Below are 15,729 nucleotides of genomic sequence, written 5' to 3' on the forward strand. Positions count from 1 at the left end.
GCGCATGCCGCAGAGCTGATCATTCGGCCGCATCTTCGTCGGCATCGCCGAGGCTGAACTCCTTGTCGGCGAAGAGTTCGGCGAGGCCCGTGATCTGTTTCAAACGCAGCAGCTCGTCGCGGTCCATGCCGATATGACGCATGATCCACTGGTCGGACATCCGCGCGCGGGTCAGTTCGGCGACGATCTCGCTCATCAGCTCGACGTTGTGCGTTCCCCGCGCCCGGTTGTGGCGGATGGTCGAGGCCATGCGGTTCGAAAGGTCCTTTTCGATCACGGTGACGGGCAGCAGCCCCCGTTCGCGTTCGTAGATGCGCTTCGAGGTTTTGAGCACCAAATAGCGGTGGTAGCCGTCCACCAGTTCGTAACGGTCCCTTTCGGCGTCGTAATAGCAGACGCACGGCATCGTGTAGCCGTCTTCCCAGATCGACAGTTCCAGCAGTTTCATTTCGGGCGGCGCCACGACATTGGGGTTGTAGCTGTTCGCCACGATCTTCTCCACCGGTACGGCGCGGACGTTATAGACAGGGCTCCGGAAGTTCTTCTCGGTCGGATGTTCGTAATAGCGATTCATATTTTTCCATGATTTTCCTGCGGCGCTGCGTTTCGCTCTTGTTGGGCGAAAAACCCATGTATTTGCAGGCGTGGTCGTTTTTCAGGATGCAGATGCAGATGCGCTTGAACGTGGGCAGCTGGCTGAATTCCGGCAGGTCCGTGTCGTCGAGATACTCCATGCGCACCGGACGCTTGTCGGTGCGGTAGGCGCTTTTGTCGCCGACTTCGATGCGGATGCCGGCCTTTTGCAGTCTGGCGATGGTCTCTTCGGAGAGACATCCGCCCTTTTCGCGCCAGAAGCGGATGCTCACGGAGAGTTTTTCGAGGTAATTGCGCCGCGTCGGCTCCGGGAGTGTCGAGAGCAGGAAGTGCATGTAACGCTCCCACGTCATTCCCTTCGGCAGACGCACCGACTGCCAGCCGACGGCCGTCGTCCTGCCGTACAGCGCCGCGAAATTGGCTCCGTCAACCCGGCCGACCATGCGTCCCCACATGTCCGGATCTATGGCTTTGTAGAGGTGCAGGCTGGCGATGGCCGGCGAGATGAACGGACTGGCCACGCGCTGACTGTCGAGCGGCACGCCGGCCCGGTAGAAAAGGTCGTACAGCCGGTTGTAGGGCCAGCCGAAACGTCCGTTCGCCGTCCAGATGTCGGTCGTCAGCCAGTCGTAGAGCGGGTAGGCGTTGCAGATGCCCTTGCCGGTCCGCTGGCGTATCCACCGTTTGTCCGAGAAGCGGTGGTGGTTGCGGTCGCTGTATATCGTGCGCCAGCGGTTGAAGCTCTCCTGCGTGCGGATGCCGATCAGACAGCACGTGCGCGCCGCGCCGCTGCGTGCGTGGAGCCATTCGGCGAAGCGGTTCTGGAATTCGTAGTCCCACATTTCGTCGGTGAAGAACGGGAAGTCGCGCCGTGTGAGAGATCCTTCGGGCATCTCCCGCACCCAAATGTCCCGCTTCGACTCCTCCCACGGCCGCCAGTACTGCCGGAACATCGAGGTGCAGGTCTGGACCTTGAACGGCACGCAGACCCGGTAGACATCGAGAATGTCGGCGTTCGCGGCCAGCGTCCGGTCCACGTAGTCGAGCGTGTCGCGGTACTGGATTTCGTAATCCATGTGGAATACGCCGATCCGGCGGCGCAGTCCGTGACGCCGAATGTAGTCGATGCAGAGGTTGAGCAGCACGCCGCTGTCCTTGCCGCCGGAAAAGGAGACGTAGATGTTGTCGAAAAGGTCGAAGACCGTTTTCAACCGCCGCTGTGTCCGCTCGTAGACGTTCATGGCTGCCGTTTTTTCCCGTATTGCATCGTCACGTACTGCGTCCACTCCTTCGTGGGGACGAAGCCCTCGGTGCGGAACACCTCGGCGTGGCGGAGCAACGTCACGGAACGTATCGTATAGTCGCGGTGGTAGTATCGGATGATTTCGCGCAGGAAGCGCGACAGCAGCTGCGGATCGTCGCCCGAAACGTAGTAGTTGTTGATCTTGGCCACTCCGCCGTCGGTGATCTCCACGGGCATGAACCCGAAGACGGTCTCGCCTTCCCACGCGACGAACCACGTATGCGCACGCGAGGTCCAGAACGGATAGTTATTGTTCTGGCGCAGCACGCTGCGTCGCATGACCAGCGGAGCGACGAGTGTATAAAGGCGGGGCGAAGTGCCGTCCAGTTTCTCGATTGTCATATCCGAAAGGTTATAAAACGACCGAATGTTATATGTCTGGGACCGAATGTATTAAATACGCATTCGATCTTTACAAAGATACGGAATATCGGTCGTTTTCTCAAATTTTCCGGTTCGAAGCGTGTGCCGCCGGGGCTTCGATGGCCTCCTTCCGAAGCGGAACAGAGGCTGGCGACGCCGAACCGGTCCGCGGTATCGGGGCGGAGGGCCGGAGCTTTCCACATCCGGAGTGTGGAGTTTTTCCACACTCTTGTAGAGCTCTTCCACACGCTGCGGAGAAAGTTCCCCGCAGCAGGACTTTGATTTTCAGTCGATTCGCCGCTTCGTTCCTGCTTTGGCATCCCGATTGAGCCGGGTCCGGACAAACTCAAATCCGATTTATGAAAAGATGCTACTCCTCTCTTGCGGGCAGGCGGACATGCGTCCTCCTGCTCTTGTTGTGCTGTCTTTCCGCGTCGGCGCGTGCGGATGAGAAACCCGCGGCCGCCACGGCCGTCGAGGCGGCGCGGCCTGCCGAACGCACCGTTTCCGGCAAGGTGACGGACGAACACGGCAATCCGTTGATCGGCGCCACCATTGTCGTCAAGGATGCTCCGACCGTGAGCGGTACGATCACCGGTCCGGACGGCTCCTTCTCGCTGACGGTGCCCGCGCGTTCGACCCTGCTCATCACCTATGTCGGCTACAAGAGCCTGACACTCCCGGTGCTGAACCGCGATGAATTGAAGATCGTCCTCGAAGAAGAGGCCGAACGGCTGGACAACGTGGTCGTCGTGGGGTACGGAACGCAGTCGAAATCGGATCTGACGGGCTCCATCGCTTCCGTGAAAGCGGATGATTTCAAGGACGTTCCGGCCCGTTCCGTGGCCGAGGCTTTACAGGGCAAGGTGGCCGGCGTGATGGTCTCGAAGACCAGCGGCAAGCCGGGCAGCGGTTCGGACATCGTGATCCGCGGCGTCGGGTCGATCAACGGGCTGAATCCGCTGTTCGTCATCGACGGCGTGGCCTGCGACAACAACAGCAACTACAACCTGAACGACATCGAGTCCATCGAGGTCATCAAAGACGCCAGCGCCGCGGCGATCTACGGTTCGCGTGCGGCCGGCGGCGTGGTGCTCATCACGACCAAGAAGGGCAGTTTCAACGCCAAGCCCAAACTCTCGTTCACCAGCCATGTCGGCGTCCGGCAATATACGGACATGTACGATCTGCTGGGCACGACCGACTATATCCGCGTAAAGCAGGCGTTGGGCGAGAACTATCCGATCTGGTCCGATCCGGCGTCGCTTCCGAATACCGATTGGGTTGACGAGATCTACCAGTCGGGCATCGAGCAGAGCTACAACCTTTCGCTGACGGGCGGCAGCGAGAAATTCCGCTACTACCTTTCGGGGGCTTACGAACGGGAGAACGGGATTCAGATGAACAACTACTGGGAGCGCATCTCGGCCCGTCTGAACGTCGATTACAAGGTGAACAACTCCGTCACCGTCGGCACGCGCATCTATCTGGCCCGTCTGCGCGGGAATCCCTACACGGAGTCTTTCCCCTGGGTCTCGATCCCTTATATGAACGTCTACGACGAGGACGGAGGCTATGCGGCGGTTCCTTCGGGAATCGACTTCGACGGTTCGAATCCCGTGGCCGTCATCGCGCTCCAGCATCAGAAGCAGTCCGACCTGCTGGCCAACGCCGACCTTTTCGTTGACTGGGAGATCGTCAAGGGGCTGAAACTGAACCTCACGGGATCGGCCCAGCTGGGCGGCGGCTACGACGACAACTATTCCGAGCCCAACAACCTCGGCCGTTCGCCCTCGAAGGACAGCTACACCAAGGCGCTCAATTACGACGAGCAGTACACCTTCACGGCCACGCTCTCCTATGCCCGCAAGTTCGGACGCCACGATTTCAAGGCGATGCTCGGCTGGGAGGCCAAGAACGCCCATTTCGCCGACCTGAGCGCCACGGCGACCGATTTCCCGGTGAACGATCCGCTGTCGTTCGCACTCTCGACGAACATCAACAAGACCGCTTCGGGCGCCCTGAGCGAAGACCGCTTCCTCTCGCAGTTCGGCCGCCTGAACTATTCGTTCGACAACCGCTACCTGCTGACGGTCAACTTCCGCCGCGACGGATCGCCGAAATTCGGCCCCAAGAACCGCTGGGGCGTCTTCCCGTCGGTGTCGGTGGGGTGGAAGATCTCCGAGGAGCCTTTTTTCAAGTCCTGGAACCAGCAGTGGATCACCTCGCTCAAACCGCGTTTCAGCTGGGGAATCCTGGGCAATGACCAGGCGTTGAACAAGTTCGCCTACATGGCGGCGTTCCAGAACGTGACGGTGCATTCGTTCGACGGCACCACAGCCGTCGGCGGCTACAATAACATCAAGGTCATCAACGAGGACATCAAGTGGGAGTCGATCTACAACACGAACGTCGGTCTGGACCTCGATCTCTTCCGGAACCGCCTCTCGTTCTCGTTCGACTATTACCAGCGCATCACCAAAAACATGATCTACGCCCTTTCGACCCCCAATTCGGCGGGCATTACGTCGATGGGCGGCGGACTGACTGCGATGAGCACGATGCCGGTGAACATCGGCCGCATCGACAACGAAGGCTGGGAGCTGTTGGTCAGCTACCGTAACAACATCGGTTATTTCAACTATGCCGTCAGCGGCAACGTTTCGCAGAACCGCAACAGGGTGGTCGATCTGGGCCTTCCCACGGCCTATATCTATGGCGGCGGCGGGCATCCCAACACGGGCCCGAGTCCCTGCAAGACGGTCAACGGGCAGCCGATCAGCCAGTTCTGGGGGCTGAAAACCGACGGGATGATCACCTCGCAGGAGGAAATCGACGCACTCAACGCCAAAGCGCAGGCCAACGGCCACGACTACTACCACCAGCGGCTGACGGGCATCGGCGACCTGAAATACGTCGATCTGAACAACGACGGCACGATCGACGACGAGGACTGCACCTTCATCGGCAATCCCTGGCCGAAGGTGCAGTACGGGTTCAACATCTCGCTCGAATGGCGCGGCATCGACTTCTCGGCCGACTTCACGGGCATCGCGGGCAACGACGTGATGAACCTTTCGAGGTCCTACACCGAGAGCGTGCAGCAGAGTTCCAACACCACGGCCGATGTCTTCGGAGCCTCCTATTTCCTGGGCAACGGGCTGACTTCGCGGCCGCGCATCGTCACGCCCGACCCGGCCAACGGCAACGCTCCGGTCAAGGACCCGAACTACAATTACCAGCGTTATTCCGACTATTTCGTCGAGGACGGCTCGTATCTCAAACTCAAGAATATCACGCTGGGCTACACCTTCCCGAAGCGGTGGACGCGCAAGGCGAAGATCGACCGTATCCGCATCTACGTATCGGCCAGCAACCTGCTCACCTTCACCGATTTCTCGGGCCTCGACCCCGAATTCTCGACGACGACCAAGACCGCTTACGGCATCTATTACGGCAGCACCTATCCGCAGACCAAGATGATCTCGTTCGGACTCGACATGAACTTTTAACCGTTTCCCGACATGAAAAAACTGATTGCATATCTTCGAATCTCCGCCCTCTCCGGTTGTGCGGCACTGGCGGTCTCCTGTACGAATTACCTCGACCTGAACGATCCCGATTCGCTCTCCAAGGGCAATTTCCCCACGTCGATCGGGCACATCGACCTGCTGGTGAACTCGGTCTACGGCGCCCAGCACCATTGGTGTTTTCTGGGCAACTACTGGGCCGGATACGTCATGTACTGCCTCGACCACACCATCGACCTCCAATGGCACAACGATCAGGGATGGGTCGATATTTGCTCCGGCGCCGTGAAGACCGGCAACAACAAGGTGACGGACCCCTGGACGGCGCTCAGCATGGGTGTCTACTACGCCAATACGGCCATGGAGGAGATCGACGCCTACCGGGCCGCCGCTCCGGCGTCCGAGGCGGCATCGCTGGACAATTACGAAGGCGAATGTCTCTTCTTCCGGGCTTTCTACCGGTGGCACATGCTGTCGCTCTACGGTCAGCCCGACATGGACGGCGTGGGCATTCCCATCATCGACAAGGTTCCCAAGACGCTGGAGGAGATGTACGTCGGACGCGCGAAGACGGGCGCCTGCTACCAGGCCATCATCGACGATCTGGACCGGGCCGTGGGGCTTCTCACGCAGACCGACAACCACCGCGTGACCGTCTGGTCGGCCAAGGCTTTCCGGGCCAAGGCGTGCCTCTTCGCGGGACAGAACGACAAGGCGAAGACCGATCTCGAAGACTGTATCCATAACAGCGGCAAAACGCTGGAGCCGTTCGAACGCTACCGCATGATGTTCAGCGGTTACGACGAATACGAGTTCAACAGCGAATCGTTCTACGAGATGGCCAACAAGGCCGATCCGACCAACGGTTCGGCCTATGGCAATCAGAATACGGGTTCGACCCTTTCGCTCTACTACCCGCCGTTCTGCATCGCTCCCGACAGCACGCGGACGGCCATGTCCTACGGCAACCAGTACATGCACGACCGCAACCTGCCGCGCTTCGGCTACACCGATGCCGCGCCGCTCGCCGAAGGGCACGTCCTCTCGGAAACGAAGCCCGACGGTTCGCTGCGCTATTCGCTCAGCGAGGAGTATATGGATCAGCAGCTCGCCCACCGCAGGAAACTGGGCAAATGGGAGCCGGGAGAGCCCGACCCGCGGCTTTTCGTCTGCTCGCTGCAACCCTTCGTCGATTCGGTGCAGATGACCATCGACGGCGTGAACGCCTACCGCAAGGTCGCGCAGGTGGAGTTCAACAAATGGTGGGAGATGGACCCCAACACGGGCAACGACCCCGAGACCTTCTACGGCTGGCCCGTGCGGAAATACAACTATCTCGACGGCCATTTGGCCGACGCCACGCGCAACGTCGCCGGTTACAACATCTATTTCATCCGCCTGCCGGAGATTTACCTGATGTACGCCTATCTGCTGAAAGACTCCGATCCGGCCACGGCGCTGGAATATGTCAACAAAGTGAAGCGCCGCGCCTACGGCTATTCGCCCGACGGGGCCTCGCCCGTCGATTACGGGTCGCTGACCGACCGCACGCTGACCGCCGATGCGACCGACCATCTGGCCAACGATCCGCTGCTCTACGAACTTTGGGCCGAGTTCTTCGGCGAAATGCGCTGGTGGGAGTACGTGCGGTTCCTGCGCCTGGGCAAGCAGGAGGCCGATTATTACAAGACGGTGTCCGGCCCGGGAGCGGCCAAGACGAACATCGTCTGGAAGGACACCAACTACGCCATGCCGATCCCGACCTCGGAATTCGAATCGAACCCCAATCCGGATATGGTGCAGACCCCCGGCTATTGAGCGTATGTATCTGAAAAGAGGAAGCCCGCCTGTTCGCGGGCTTCTTCGGTTATTATGGCCGGATGAAATCCAGCCGTTCCTTCTCCTCGGCGAAAAGCAGCGCCGTGTTGACGATCGCCAGATGCGAATAGGCTTGCGGGAAGTTTCCCAGTTGTTCCTTGGTGTCGAAATCGAGATGTTCGCTGAACAGCCCCAGGTGATTGCCGTATCGCAGGACCTGACTGAAAAGTGTCTTGGCTTCGTTGCGCTGTCCCGTGACGAACAGCGCGCGGATGAGCCAGAAGGTGCACATCGTGAATGCCGAGCTGGGGACGCCGAAATCGTCCTCGCTGTTGTAGCGGTACATCAGCCCCTTGCGGAACAACGCCTTGCGGACGGCTTCGACCGTCTTGCGGTAGTGCGGGTCGTTTGCGGCGATGAATCCGTAGGGCTCCATGAGCAGCAGCGACGAATCGAGCGCCAGATTGCCGTAAGCCTGCGAAAAGCTCTGTATTTCGCTCTTCCAGCCGTGTTCCATCACGTCGCGGCGGATCGCTTCGGCCTCCTCGCGCCAGCGGGCCGCGAACTCCTCTTTTCCGAGTTTCGCCGCGATGCGGGCCCCGCGGTCGAGCGCCACCCAGCACATCACCTTCGAGGAGACGAAATGCTGCTCTTCGCCGCGGATCTCCCAGATCCCCTTGTCGGGATTGCGCCACTCTTCGGCGACGGTGGCGAGGATGCTCTTGACCATCTCCCACATGTCCTCGATTTCGTCGAGCGTGCCCGGCATCAGCCGGTAATACTGCCAGACGAGGTCCATCAGGTAGCCGAACGAATCGTTCTGCTTCTGGTGGTAGGCGTCGTTGCCGATGCGCACGGGCTTCGAGCCCTTGTATCCGTCGAGATGTTCCAGAATCACTTCGGTCAGTTTCCGTTCGCCGCGGATGCCGTACATGATCTGGTAGTCGTGGCGTGACATGAACGAGGACTGGATGAACTTCATGAACCGCCGTGCGGCGCCGGTGTGTCCGACGCGGAACATCGTCTCGATGGACATCGAGGCGTCGCGCAGCCAGCAGAAACGGTAGTCCCAGTTGCGCACTTTGCCCACGGTTTCGGGCAGGCTGGTGGTCAGCGCCGCCAGCATTGCACCGTTGTAGTAGGAGAGCAGTTTCAGCACCAGCATGCTCCGTTCGACGACTTCGTTGTAGCAGGTGTACTGCCGGGTCCGGTTGGTCCAGTTGAGCCAGTAGACCAGCGTGCGGCAATATTCGATCTTTTCGCGTTCGATGTCGATCGGGATGACCTTCTCGTTGTACGACAGTAGCAGGAATTCGTCCTTTTCGAGCCGGATCTCCTCGCGGCCGGCGACGGCTTGCAGCGGAATCGAAGAGTAGAGATACTGGCGGTCCTTGTTGTCGGCGGAGCTGTAACTCTCGATGAATCCGGCGGTCCGGCGAATGCGCACCTCGCCCTGCGCATAGTTCGGGGCAGGGTCGTAGCGAATGCGGAAGCGGGGCCGCCCCTTCACGAAACGGATGTAGCGGTAGAGCTCCGCCGGCAGGTAGTGTTCCTTTTCGAACGAGCGGTAGCAGGGCATGTAGTCGAGCACCTCGAATTCGCCTTCGTCCGACGCGAAGCGAGTCGAGAGGATGTTGGTGTGCGGGACGTAGCTCTGCCGGACAGCATAGCCGTCGGGTACGTCGAATCCGAACGATCCGCCTTTCGTGCGGTCGAGCAGGGCGGCGAACACCGAGGGCGAATCGAAGTCGGGGAAGCAAAGCCATTCGATGCTGCCCCGTTCGGAGATGAGCGCGGCGGTCCGGCAATTGCCGATGACGCCGTAATTGAGATTATTTTTCATCGTCGTATTTCTTGTTGGTCAGCAGGTTCCTCACGGCTTTCCAGACGGTCCGGACCCCTCGTGCGAACGTGTCGCGGACCGATCCGCCGGTATGGCTGTTTTGGGCGAACGTCGTGAGCAGCGGCAGTACGTCGGCCTGCCGCGGCAGATTGTAGCGGGCATATTCCGAGGCGGCGCCGACTTTCACCGTGACGGCTGCCCGGGGCAGGGCCCGGAACATGTCGTCGTCGGTCGTGTCGTCGCCGATTGCGAGGATGAAGTCGTAACGCTCCTGACGCAGCAGACGGCGGACCTCCGAACCTTTGGAATATTCGGCCGACTTGACCTCCACGACCTTGTTTCCGGGCATGATTTGCAGGTGCAGGCGCATGCAGAGCGGAATGAGGGCCGTCACCAGCTGTTGTGCCCGCAGCGTTCCCAGCCATTCGTCCGTTTCGCGGTAGTGCCATGCCAGAGCCGTCTGTTTCTGTTCGAGATGCGAACGGGGCGTCCGTTCGACAAAACGGTTCATCAGCTCCAGCAGCTCCGAATCCCATGCGGCACGGTGCAGGTTTTCGTGCCATCCGCCCCGGCACTCCTTGTAGAATGCGCCGTGTTCGGCGGCCAGGGAGACGGGCAGTTTGCCGAACCATCGGTCCAGGGTCGCACGGTCGCGGCCGCTGCTGATCACCACGCGGTTGCTGCGGTCGGCAGCGAGGGCGCACAGCGCCTTGTAGAGTTCGCGTCCCGGCACGGCCGCCTCGGGGCGGCGGCAGATGGGCGCCAGCGTGCCGTCGTAGTCGAACAGCAGAAGACGCTGGCCGGTGTGCCGGTAGGTATGGAGAATTTGTTCCAGCGTCTCGGGTGTCAGTTGGCGCCGTCTGACCGAGCGGTTTTTGCGGCACACTTCGGCCAGTCCCGCCATGAAGTCCGCGGCCCACCGGTTCACGGTCTGTTCCGATACGACGGCCTGCATCCGCCGTATCCGCTGCAACTGCTCCCCGACGGGCATTTCCAGCGCCCGGACGAGCGCCGAAACGATCTGCTCCGTGTCGTTCGGATTGATCCGGATGGCGTCGGCCAGCTCCACGGATGCTCCGGCCATTTCGCTGAGGATCAATACGCCCGGATTGCCGTCCTTGACGGCGACGTACTCCTTGGCCACGAGGTTCATGCCGTCGCGCAGCGGAGTGACCAGAGCTATGTCGGCGACGTAGTACATGGCCGCCAGCTCCTCGAACGAAAAGCCGTGGTAGAAATAGCAGACCGGCGTCCAGTCCATCGTGGAGTAGCGGCCGTTGATGGCGCTGATCTCCTCGTCGATGCGGGTTTTCAGGTCGGCGTAGGAGCCGACCCGGTCGCGCGAGGGAACGATCACCATCGCCAGCGTCACCTTGCCCAGGTATTCGGGATGTTGTTTCAGAAAGGAGTCGAATCCGTGCAGACGGTGGCGGATGCCCTTGCTGTAATCGAGCCGGTCAACCGAAAGCACCAGTTTCCGGTCGCCGAAGTGGGCCCGCGTGCGGGCGATCAGCTGCCCGACGGCCGGCGAGGAGGAGATCCGGTGGAATTTTTCGTAATCGATGCCCATCGGCAGGGCATCGACCCGCACGAAACGGTTGCCGATCTGGGTTTCGTCGAGTTTGAAATCCATGTGCAGGACCCGTTCCGCCGTGCTGATGAAGTGGCGCATGTAGTCGTGCGTGTGGAAGGCGATCAGGTCGGCGCCCAACACGCCCCGCAGCAGTTCGGCCCGTTCGGGCAGAATCCGGAACAGTTCGTAGCTGGGGAACGGGATGTGGTGGAAATAGCCGATGCAGAGCGTGGGCATGATCTCGCGGAGCATGCCGGGCAGCAGCATGAGCTGGTAATCCTGCACCCAGACGATGTCGTCGGGACCGACCAGGTGGCGCACCTCCTCGCAGAAGAGCCGGTTGACTTCGCGGTAGCTTTCCCGGAAATCCTGCCGGTACTGCGTGTAGGAGAAGAAATAATGGCACAGGGGCCAGATCGTGCTGTTGCTGTACCCTTCGTAGTAGTTTTCGATCTGTTCCCCGGTGAGGAACACGGGATGGAAGTCCAGTTTTTCCAGCTCTTCACGGATGTGCTGCCGGTCCTCGGCTTTTTCCACGTCGAGTCCCGGCCAGCCGATCCAGTGTTTTTCGTATTGGGTCTGCAATGAATCGAGCCCGGTTGCGAGTCCGCCTTCGCTCCGCGTGAAAAGAAGTTCTCCCTCTTTTTCCGAAACCTTTACGGGCAGTCTGTTGGATACGATAAAAAGTTTCATGCCGCAGAAGAGACCAACCGGAATGCCACATCGGGAAGCTCACGCTATCTGCCTGACTGCCAGTATGCGTCTCTTTCGTGCCTGCCGTGAAACCGTTTCAAAATGAGAACTTCCATTCTCATTTTGAGATGCCGCTCGCGCGCCAGATCGTTTGCCTCTGAAACGCACGGGATTACCAGCTGAACAGGATGGTCAGCATCCACGTGTCGTGCAGCGGGGAACTCTCTCCGGCGAGCAGATAGGCCGCATCGGCCGCGACGTATTTCCAACGGAGGCCCGCGCCGACCGAGCCGTAACGCTGTTCGCCCGCTGAGCGGTCGCCCAAGCGGTAGCCTCCCCGCAGGGCCGCGATTCCGCAGCATCGATATTCAGCCCCGAAGCGGCCCGACCACGCCCGCGACTCCGCAGGCCGGAGCCGCCAGTCGGCTTCGGCGGTCAGTGTCAGGCGGTGTGCCTGCGCCAAGACGAGGTCCGCGGCAACGCCCGCTTTCAACCGCCACGGCATCGGCTGCCCGCCGCCCCCGCAGTCGATGCCGCTGCCGAAATTCGCCGCCTGGAATCCGAAGTTCAGCGCATGCGACCGGGAGAGCGTCTGCCGGTAGAAGAGCCCGGCATCGAAAGCGACGGCGTTTCCCGTATGGCCCGTTCCCGCATCCGAACGGACGTAACGCCCCGTAAGGGCCGCGGAGAGTCCTTTGGCGATTGTGCGGGAGTAACCGATGTCGAAAGCCATGTCGCGGGGACGCAGCTTCCCGAGCACATTGCCGTTGTCGTCGGTGCGTTCCGAACCGTATTGGGTGAAGTGGCGGAACCCGAGCGACACGGCCTGTTTTGCGTTGGGCTTGAAGTAGGCCGCTGCGGCATGCAGGGTCGTTTCGGGAATCAGACTGCGCATCCACGGCAGATAGGTGTAGCCTCCGCCGGCCCGCGTTTCGGCGGAGGACAGCGGGGCGGCGTTGCGGAAAGCGGAGAAGGCATCGGCGGAGAGTGCCGTGCCGGCGCCGCCCATCGCTGTGCTGCGGGCGTCGGCGGGAATGTCGAGAAAGGCCGCGGCCCCCTGAGCCGCTGCGGCGCAAGGCGCAAGGAGGAGGGTAGCGGCGAGTAGTGTGCGGAGAGATAACGAATGCATGGCGTTGTTGTTTTCAGAGTTTGACGATGGTGCGAGTGAGCGATCCGCCGGCATGTTCGAGGCGGATGGTGTAGGCGCCGCTGCCGAGCGCCGAAAGGTCGATCTCGGCGGGTTCCGTGGGGGCGATCCCTACGGTGCGCCGCAGCACCGTGCGTCCTGCGGCGTCGTAGAGCGTAACGCCGAGCTCCCCCTGGACGCTGCGGCCCATGCGGATCGTCAGGAGGCTTTCGACCGGATTGGGGTAGAGGTCCGCCTCGCGGGAGTCGTCGCGGCACAGCACGGCGAATGAATTTCGGGCTGCGAGGCCCTCCTCGTCGGTCGCCGTGACGGTCACCTCCGAACGGCCGTAGCGCAGGGGCATGATCCGGTATCCGCCGCCCGCGGTGGCTTGCAGGTAGAGTGCGTCGGTGTCGTATTCGAGTGCATAGGTCACCGTTTCCGGGATTTCGTCGTCGAAACCTGCGGCGGGCGTGAACTCTGCGGTCTCCTGCATCGAACTGAGGTATACGGGCGCGAAGGCGTTGTTCGGAACGGGCGGCAGGTTGGGCTGGAGCGTGAAATCGAACGAGGCCGCGTCGGAGGCCCCGAAGCTGTCGGAGACGGTGATCCGGGCCGTGTAGCTGCCCGGCACGCGCTTGTAGTTGCGGATGTCGAGATAGAGACGTTCGTCGTCCTTGCGGGGCGTGACGGCACCCGAAGGGTCCTGCAATTCATAGGTGAATCCGTGGCTGTCGGGGTCGGAGACGAGGAACGCGACCGTGCGGGTCTCGTTGTAAGGAATGCTTACCGCCGTATCGCCTTCCCGGACGAGCGTCGGCGGGGTGTTCGCCGGGGTTCCGAACGAAATGACGCTCGTCGGAGAGCGGTTGCCCCAGGGATCGACGGCGATGACGGCCACGACATAGCGGGTTCGTTCGGCGATGTCGGTCAGTATGTAGGAGATCGTCTCCCCGGCCTGTTTGTCGCGTACCGGAACGGTGGCCGTGAAGGTACCCTCGGGCAGGTTGTCGGGATCGGGGTTTTCGAGCGTCCCGACCCGCCACATCAGGATGAACAAGTCTGCGCGTCCGTCGTCCCCGTCCTCGGGAACGGTCCACGTCAGTTCGACTTCGCCCGCCGTATCGCTGTGCCGCAGGTCGGTGACCGGATCGGGGTCGATGCCCCGGTCCATCGACACGGCGAGGTAGGCGTCGATCAGCCCCGCGCCCAGACGCCCCTTGTATTCGGGGTTGTAGCTGTCTACCTCGTGCACGCCGCGTTCGAGGTAGGTGCGCAGCTTGTCGGGGGTGAAGCCCGGACCGCCGTATTTCGCCACGGCCAGCGCGGCGATGCCCGAGACATGGGGGCAGGCCATCGAGGTCCCCTGCATGTAGCCGTACTTGTCGCCGGGGAGCGTGCTGTAAACGGCGCATTCGTCCGAATAGCGGCCGTTTGTCCGGTAGGTCCCGCCGGGGGCGGCCACGTCGATCCATGACGAGAAGTTCGAATACCAGCTCTTTTTGTAGTCGGGGGCGAGGGCGGACACGGCGACGACCTTTTCATAGCAGGCCGGATAGCTCATGTAGTCCCTTTCCTCGTTGCCGGCGGCGAAGATCACGATGCCTCCCTTCATCGGACCGACCTGTTCGCCGTTCTCGTCCGTGCCGGCGTATTTGATGAAGTATTCGATGGCATCCTTGGTGACCTCGGGCATCGAATAGACGTTGGTGTAGCCCCAGCTGTTCTGACTGATGACCGCACCCGCATCGGCGCCGTATTTGAGTGCGGCTACTTCGTCGCCGTTGTCGCTCTTGTTCTCGGTGAACATCTGGCAGCTGATGAGGCGCACGCCCGTATGGCCTCCGCGGCCTCCGGCCACGCCGCAGACCCCCTTGCCGTTGTTGTTCTCCGCGCCGATCGTTCCGGCGACGTGCGTGCCGTGCTCCACCGGGGTGATCTTGTTCGAACCGTAAGGGTAGGCCGATGAATAGATGAAGTTCCAGCCGTAGATGTCGTCCACATAGCCGTTGCCGTCGTCATCCACACCCTCCTGTCCGTAGAGTTCGGCCCGGTTGCCGACATTGCCCGACAGGTCTTCGTGCCGGAAGTCGATGCCCCCGTCCACCACCGCCACGACCACCTCCGGGGCTCCGGAGGTCACCTCCCAGGCCCGGAACAGATTGATGTCCGCTCCGGCCACGGCGTCGGTCAGGGTGCCGTCGTTGTCGTAGTGCCATTGCAGGGCCAGTCCGGGATCGTCGAACGGAGCGGCTGCCGCGCGGGAGGCCGGGGGAGCCGCCGGAACGGCCGTGCCGGAGAAACCGATCGGGCGGGTCGTATAGACCGGTTCCACCCGTTCGACGCCCGGCAGCTGCGAAAAGTCGCCGGCCGCCCGTGTCACGGGCGTCACCGAGTCGAACCAGACATCGTACCAGCGGTGAAGCCCTTCGCGGCGCGTGCGCTCCTCGAAGCGTCCCGCAGGCGGGAATACGCGCTGCATGCGAGTGACGCCGAGGCCGGCCGCAGCCCGGTCGAATTTCGCAAGTCCGGTGCGGATGCCGCTGCGGGTTTCGGCGACGGCTGGGGGCTCCTCGCCCTCCCGGAATTTGAGGCGTATGCGGCCGCCGCATACGGCGGTCGTTTCGAATTGCGGAACGGACGGCTCCACGCCGTCGGATGTCTCCCGGAGTTGCTCCGAGGTGCAGGCGGAAAGCAGCGCCGCCGCGCAGAGAGCCGTTTTTGACCAGTGCATAGCGTTTGATTTTGAAGCCTCAAAATTAAGCTCTTCCGCCTTTTCGCACACTCCCCATTTGTCGGTATATTGCATTTGCGAAATACCGAATCATACCGATAGGAGTGCGCGGTTTCTTGTTCTATTTTTGCGCCGTTATCCTTTCGTGTGAT

General features: G+C 61.4%; 9 protein-coding genes. 2 read left to right on the forward strand and 7 right to left on the reverse strand.

Translation table 11 applies throughout. From position 1 onward, the window contains the following. Positions 1 to 19: 19 nt before the first annotated feature. Genes WMO46_RS04755 through WMO46_RS04765 form a run of 3 tightly spaced genes read right to left on the reverse strand, consistent with a single transcriptional unit; the run spans position 20 to position 2,239 of the window. Positions 20 to 574, reverse strand: a complete 555-nt coding sequence (locus WMO46_RS04755) for an IbrB-like domain-containing protein (RefSeq protein WP_019150423.1) — start codon at positions 572 to 574, stop codon at positions 20 to 22. Then, complete coding sequence (locus WMO46_RS04760; protein WP_019150422.1) at positions 519 to 1,835, reverse strand: DUF3440 domain-containing protein; 1,317 nt, start codon at positions 1,833 to 1,835, stop codon at positions 519 to 521. The genes WMO46_RS04755 and WMO46_RS04760 overlap by 56 nt, the downstream gene beginning before the upstream one ends. Next, positions 1,832 to 2,239, reverse strand: a complete 408-nt coding sequence (locus WMO46_RS04765) for a hypothetical protein (protein WP_042493965.1) — start codon at positions 2,237 to 2,239, stop codon at positions 1,832 to 1,834. The genes WMO46_RS04760 and WMO46_RS04765 overlap by 4 nt, the downstream gene beginning before the upstream one ends. Positions 2,240 to 2,619: 380 nt before the next feature. Here WMO46_RS04765 and WMO46_RS04770 point away from each other — a divergent pair, with 380 nt between their 5' ends. Then, positions 2,620 to 5,772, forward strand: a complete 3,153-nt coding sequence (locus WMO46_RS04770) for a SusC/RagA family TonB-linked outer membrane protein (RefSeq protein ID WP_278964166.1) — start codon at positions 2,620 to 2,622, stop codon at positions 5,770 to 5,772. Positions 5,773 to 5,784: 12 nt separating this feature from the next. Further along, positions 5,785 to 7,608, forward strand: a complete 1,824-nt coding sequence (locus tag WMO46_RS04775; protein ID WP_349093921.1) for a RagB/SusD family nutrient uptake outer membrane protein — start codon at positions 5,785 to 5,787, stop codon at positions 7,606 to 7,608. A 52-nt stretch (positions 7,609 to 7,660) separates the two neighbouring features. Here WMO46_RS04775 and WMO46_RS04780 read toward each other — a convergent pair whose 3' ends face one another. From WMO46_RS04780 to WMO46_RS04795, 4 genes are all read right to left on the reverse strand, one after another. After that, entirely contained in the window at positions 7,661 to 9,451 is a 1,791-nt protein-coding gene (locus tag WMO46_RS04780; protein ID WP_349093922.1) for a glycoside hydrolase family 15 protein, read from the reverse strand. Continuing rightward, positions 9,441 to 11,717 (reverse strand): bifunctional alpha,alpha-trehalose-phosphate synthase (UDP-forming)/trehalose-phosphatase, encoded by a 2,277-nt coding sequence (locus WMO46_RS04785; protein ID WP_349093923.1) that lies wholly within the window; start codon positions 11,715 to 11,717, stop codon positions 9,441 to 9,443. Before WMO46_RS04785 ends, WMO46_RS04780 begins: the two co-directional genes overlap by 11 nt. Positions 11,718 to 11,889: 172 nt before the next feature. Beyond that, a complete protein-coding gene (locus WMO46_RS04790; RefSeq protein WP_349093924.1) occupies positions 11,890 to 12,846 on the reverse strand; it encodes a PorV/PorQ family protein in 957 nt (318 codons plus the stop codon). A gap of 13 nt (positions 12,847 to 12,859) precedes the next feature. Beyond that, complete coding sequence (locus tag WMO46_RS04795) at positions 12,860 to 15,577, reverse strand: S8 family serine peptidase (protein ID WP_349093925.1); 2,718 nt, start codon at positions 15,575 to 15,577, stop codon at positions 12,860 to 12,862. Between the last annotated feature and the right edge of the window lie 152 nt (positions 15,578 to 15,729).

It is taken from the genome of Alistipes intestinihominis (assembly GCF_040095975.1).
In the GTDB taxonomy this organism is placed as follows: Bacteria; Bacteroidota; Bacteroidia; order Bacteroidales; family Rikenellaceae; genus Alistipes; species Alistipes senegalensis.

Coding starts and splice junctions, on each gene's coding strand:
- WMO46_RS04755 (WP_019150423.1), bottom strand. CDS start 574: ATGAATCGCTATTACGAACATCCGACCGAGAAGAACTTCCGGAGCCCT.
- WMO46_RS04760 (WP_019150422.1), bottom strand. CDS start 1,835: ATGAACGTCTACGAGCGGACACAGCGGCGGTTGAAAACGGTCTTCGAC.
- WMO46_RS04765 (WP_042493965.1), bottom strand. CDS start 2,239: ATGACAATCGAGAAACTGGACGGCACTTCGCCCCGCCTTTATACACTC.
- WMO46_RS04770 (WP_278964166.1), top strand. CDS start 2,620: ATGAAAAGATGCTACTCCTCTCTTGCGGGCAGGCGGACATGCGTCCTC.
- WMO46_RS04775 (WP_349093921.1), top strand. CDS start 5,785: ATGAAAAAACTGATTGCATATCTTCGAATCTCCGCCCTCTCCGGTTGT.
- WMO46_RS04780 (WP_349093922.1), bottom strand. CDS start 9,451: ATGAAAAATAATCTCAATTACGGCGTCATCGGCAATTGCCGGACCGCC.
- WMO46_RS04785 (WP_349093923.1), bottom strand. CDS start 11,717: ATGAAACTTTTTATCGTATCCAACAGACTGCCCGTAAAGGTTTCGGAA.
- WMO46_RS04790 (WP_349093924.1), bottom strand. CDS start 12,846: ATGCATTCGTTATCTCTCCGCACACTACTCGCCGCTACCCTCCTCCTT.
- WMO46_RS04795 (WP_349093925.1), bottom strand. CDS start 15,577: ATGCACTGGTCAAAAACGGCTCTCTGCGCGGCGGCGCTGCTTTCCGCC.